Genomic DNA, 4,570 nt, shown 5'->3' on the forward strand with positions numbered 1-4,570 from the left:
TGTTTATTTTGCGCCAGGCCCCATGGACTTTTTTCTGATTGCTTTTCTGACCTTGCTCAACGGTGTGTTTGCCATGTCGGAGATGGCACTGGCCTCCAGCCGAAAAGCCCGGCTGACTGCCATGGGGGAATCGGGTGACAAAGGCGCCCAGGCCGCGCTGGGACTGCTGGACAACCCCACGCAGTTTCTTTCGTCGGTTCAGGTGGGCATTACATCCATCGGCATGCTCAACGGCATCATCGGGGAGGCGGCCTTTAGCGGCGGACTGGCCACGTGGATCCAGACCTTCGGCGCGCCGCCGCGTGCATCCGAGCTCACTGCCACCGCCCTGGTGGTGACGGTCATTACCTTTATCACCATTGTSTTYGGCGARYTGGTGCCCAAGCGCATMGGCCAGCTCTACCCGGAAACCGTCGCGCGCCTGGTGTCGCGCCCCATGATGTGGGTGGCGACGGGCTTCAARCCCTTYGTSMGGCTGCTGTCCATCAGCACGCWGGSRGTSCTCAAGCTGCTGCGTATCGACAACAGCGCAGGCCGCGCTGTCACAGAGGAAGAAATCGCCGCCAGCCTGGAAGAGGGTGTGGRCGCCGGCCTGATCGAGGAGCACGAACACCAGATGGTGCAGAACGTGTTCCTGCTGGATGACCGCCTGCTTACGTCACTGATGCTGCCGCGTTCGGACATCGAATGGCTGGACGCTTCCGACACCGTAGCCCAGGCCATTGACAAGGCCGGCGCCACCGGTCATTCGTGGTACCCCGTGTGCCGGGGCAGCCTGGACGACGTGGTGGGCGTGGTGAATGTGGCCAAGCTGCTCGCCTTGCGCGGCCAGATCCAGCCTGTTGCGTCGCCCCAGGGTGCAGAGGCCGTGCCCTCCGTCACTGATCGCATCGGTGCTTACGCCGTGCCGGCTGTCTTCGTTCCCGAAACGCTCACGGGCATGGAATTGCTGGAGCAGTTCCGGGCACGTTCTACCCGTATTGTTTTTGTGGTCGATGAATACGGAGTGGTGCAGGGCCTGATGACGCCCATGGACATGCTGGAAGCCATCACCGGGGAGTTGCAGCCCGGTGCGCAGGTAGATGCGTGGGCAACCGAGCGGGAGGATGGCAGCTGGCTCATCGACGGTGTTATGCCCGTCGCGGAGCTCAAGGCACGGCTGGACATCCGGGAGTTGCCCGAGGAAGGAAGGGGCCGTTACAACACCGTGGCGGGTCTGCTTCAAAGCGTTTCGGGGCGGCTGCTGAAAACGGCTGATCGCGTCGAATGCGCGGGCTGGCGCTTCGAAGTTCTTGATCTTGATGGCAAGCGGATCGACAAGGTTCTGGCCAGTCGCATCCCGGGCGAAGCGCATATGTAAATTCTTGTTACATTTGCTGGACGTTCAGAGCTGTATTAATGAGCCGATGTGTGAAATAACACTACTTTTAGGCGTCCGCAATCAAATATGAGACGCCTTCACAACACCTTCGTACGTAAATAGTTGTAACTCGACGATGCTGTGTTTAAACTGAAAAAAAGTTAAGGCACCCATGTTCGATGTTTTTGTGTTGGCGTTGACGGCAACGGCGGTGTCTGGAATGGCTACGGGAGCAGCTTGCCACCATGGTTGGCTGGCACGTTCCGCGCGTAAAAAAAAGCGTCTTCCTGCCCAATGGCATCTGCAGCCAAGACCCCTGTTGCTGGAGGACGAGCAGGAGGTGTGGCATTGGCTCCAGCGGGCCTTTTTCGACCATCACGTCCTGATCAAGGTTCCTGTCATCCGCTTCGTCTCTCCGCGGACCGAGGCCGAGGGGCAGCGCTCCTTTGAATTGCTCAAAACCGTGTACTGCACTTTTACCGTGTGTGCGGCGGATGGCACTGTCATTGGCTGCCTGGATATCCCCGGGCCCCGTGGGCTCCGGGCGAGCAACCGTGACCTCAAGCGAAAGCTGTTTGAAGAATGCGGGATTGCCTACGCCGTCGTGCGTGCGAGCAATCTACCCTCCCTGGAAGATGTTCGCGCGGCGTTCCTCGGGGAAATAGACCTGTCGGACGATGAACCCGCCGTGCTCGGTGAGCCTCCGTTGGCCCTGCCTGTCGAGGTGGATGCCGACGTCGATACCATGGCCACCGTGCCCGATACCATGCGCGCAGCCAACGGGACGCTCCTGGAAGACGCACCAAAAATCGCGAATATGGACATCGYGGCAGCCCGAAGCAGCCTGCAGGCCAAGCTGGAACGCAACCGCAGGATACGGTTCACCAATTTTGACCCGCTCAGCACGGGTTCAGGCATTGTTCATGACACTGCCGATCACAATTTTGCCGTGCAGTGGGAAGACTCCTTCATCACACCGGAAGAGTCGGATACGCCGAACGGCGCCAACGCCTGAACGTTTAAAGCCGCGCCGGTGCTGCAGTTCTGTGGGCTCTGGTCAATTTGCTTTCGCGGTATCAAACAACGCTTTTGTCTCCGCCGGCATCACGGTTGTCAATGGTTTGCCGCCCGGTTTCATGGGTTTTAAAAACCATTGGTCATACCAGCCCTGCGCTGCGCCACTTCGCATGGATTCCTTGATGGAGGCGTTGACCAGCTCACCCATGGCGGCGTCCCCCTTGCGGTAGGCAATGGCAATAGGTTCTACCGACAGGCGTTCCGGCAGGATCAGGTAGTCGCCTGCATTGGGCAGGTTTGCCAATTGCGCTGCGAGCGCCACACCATCGCGCGCGTACCCTGCCGCCCAGCCGAGTTGCAACTGTCCGAGCGCGGCATCCGCGTTGACCGCTTTGGCGTGCTGCCACTTCAATGAATGCTGCTGCGCGTAAAGATCCAACGCGGGAACCACGGTGGTGCCGGCAATGCCCACAATGCTTTTGCCTTGCAGCTGGTCAAGCGCGCTGAGTTTGTCCTTGGCGCGCACCGCCACCTGGATGGCTTCGATAAAAATAGGCGTCGAGAAATCCATCCGCGCCCTGCGCTCCGGTGTGTCGGTCACGTTCTCGCACAGCAAATCGACACTGCCTTCAGACAGCAGGCGTGTTCGGGCATCMACGTATGTTTCGATATACCGTACCGGCAGGTTCGGCTTGCCGGCAGCTTGGCGCAGGCGATCAAGGATGGGCTTGCAGAATTCAATGCTATAGCCCAGAGGTTTTTCCGCCGTCTGGTGAAACGAGAAGGGGGCGGAGTTTGCGCGGTAGCCCACATTGATCTGCCCGCGGCTCTTGATTTTCTCCAGTGTGGCCTGCGCTTGAGCCCACTGCGGCATGGCAATCGCCGCCATTGCCAGGACGGCCGGAAAGGGCCGCAGCCAAAAATTTCGAAGCGGAAATATCCTCATGCCAATCCCCCTGTTACTGGGTTTGATTCTTATGTAAAAGGCATTAATCCGCAAACAATGTGAGGGGAATGACTTTCCCCGTACTACCTAAGTGCTCGTTTCAAAATGTTTCAATGAAATGAATTCAGAGTTTCTGGCATGGATGGAAGTCATGATTCTTCCTTATGACTACGCGGCGTGCTTCCACAGATTAATTCTTGAACGGACGCTACCGTGGTTTTGAGCTTGTGGTCCGGCAGCTTCTGTGGCCGGGCTATTGTTCAATATCAATGCGCGCTGGCGGCAGGTCGTTTTGATAGCGTTCATACATCGCCGTGTAAGCCATCTCGAGATGATTGACGAACAAAGGTGTGTCAAACAGGGGTGTTGTCTGCCTGCTTTGAGCCAGTTTTTCCTTGATCTGTGCCAGGCGCTGAGGGGCAGTCGCCAGCTCGATCGCGAAAGCTTCGTAATCCGTCATCTTCACCGTAATGAGCTCGGTCAGGCCCATCGTATTCAGCAGGCTCGCAGCCACCCGGCTGGCGAAAGATTCGCCCATGCACGTCAATACAGGTAACCCGGTCAACAGGGCATCATTGGCCGTTGTGTGTGCATTACAAGGTAGCGTATCCAAAAACAGGTCGGCCAGGCGATGCCTTGCCAGGTGGTCGGCGGAGGGTACCCGCTCTGCAAAAACCAGCCGCTCTGAGGCAATGCCTCTTCGCAATGCTTCTTCAATCAAGTTGATGCTTGCTTTCGGGTTGTCCTCAAGAAGCCAGAGGACACTTCCTTCCACCGTCTTCAATATTCGCATCCAGCAATCGAAAATTTCGGGCGTAATCTTGAAATTGTTGTTGAAGCAGCAGAAGACGAATCCAGTTGCGGGCAACCCGGCTTCCTCGCGGCTCAAGACCTTGTCTGCAATTAAACGCCTGCTGTCGTTGGGCTGATAGCTATTGGGAAGGTAGACGATTTTTTCGCTGTACCGCTGTTGACTCGCCTCCGGAACGATTGTTTTGTCTGCAATCAGATAGTCCATGAAATCGGCGCCCATGGTGCACGGGTAGGCCAGGTAATTCACCTGAACAGGTGCGGCTCTCAAGCTGAAGATACCTGGCCTGCTTCCGAGTGTGAAACCATTCAGGTCGATGGCAAGGTCTATCTCCATGTCCCTTGATAGTTGTACGACGGCTTTGTCAGACTGGAGTCGCACATCAAAGAACTTGTCGAAAACTGCCGAAATCCTTTCCCTCATCGCGTCCTTCTTG

General features: G+C 57.2%; 4 protein-coding genes. 2 read left to right on the top strand and 2 right to left on the bottom strand.

From position 1 onward, the window contains the following. Positions 1-22 precede the first annotated feature (22 nt). Together AC1D0Z_RS16400 and AC1D0Z_RS16405 are read left to right on the top strand one after the other, a co-directional pair. Positions 23-1,360 (top strand): hemolysin family protein, encoded by a 1,338-nt coding sequence (locus AC1D0Z_RS16400; protein ID WP_477659288.1) that lies wholly within the window; start codon positions 23-25, stop codon positions 1,358-1,360. Positions 1,361-1,532: 172 nt separating this feature from the next. Beyond that, the gene (locus tag AC1D0Z_RS16405; protein WP_477659285.1) at positions 1,533-2,375 is read left to right on the top strand and encodes a DUF2726 domain-containing protein; all 843 of its coding nucleotides are present in this window, start codon (positions 1,533-1,535) and stop codon (positions 2,373-2,375) included. A 42-nt stretch (positions 2,376-2,417) separates the two neighbouring features. On the opposite strand, the gene AC1D0Z_RS16410 is transcribed toward AC1D0Z_RS16405, so the two are convergent. Next, on the bottom strand, positions 2,418-3,323 hold the full coding sequence (locus AC1D0Z_RS16410; RefSeq protein WP_477659286.1) for an amino acid ABC transporter substrate-binding protein: 906 nt from the start codon (positions 3,321-3,323) through the stop codon (positions 2,418-2,420). Between the two features lie 253 nt (positions 3,324-3,576). Continuing rightward, positions 3,577-4,570: O-linked N-acetylglucosamine transferase, SPINDLY family protein (locus tag AC1D0Z_RS16415; protein ID WP_477659287.1), on the bottom strand; the 994-nt coding region annotated here is incomplete at its 5' end.

It is taken from the genome of Polaromonas sp. P1_E3 (assembly GCF_056405935.1).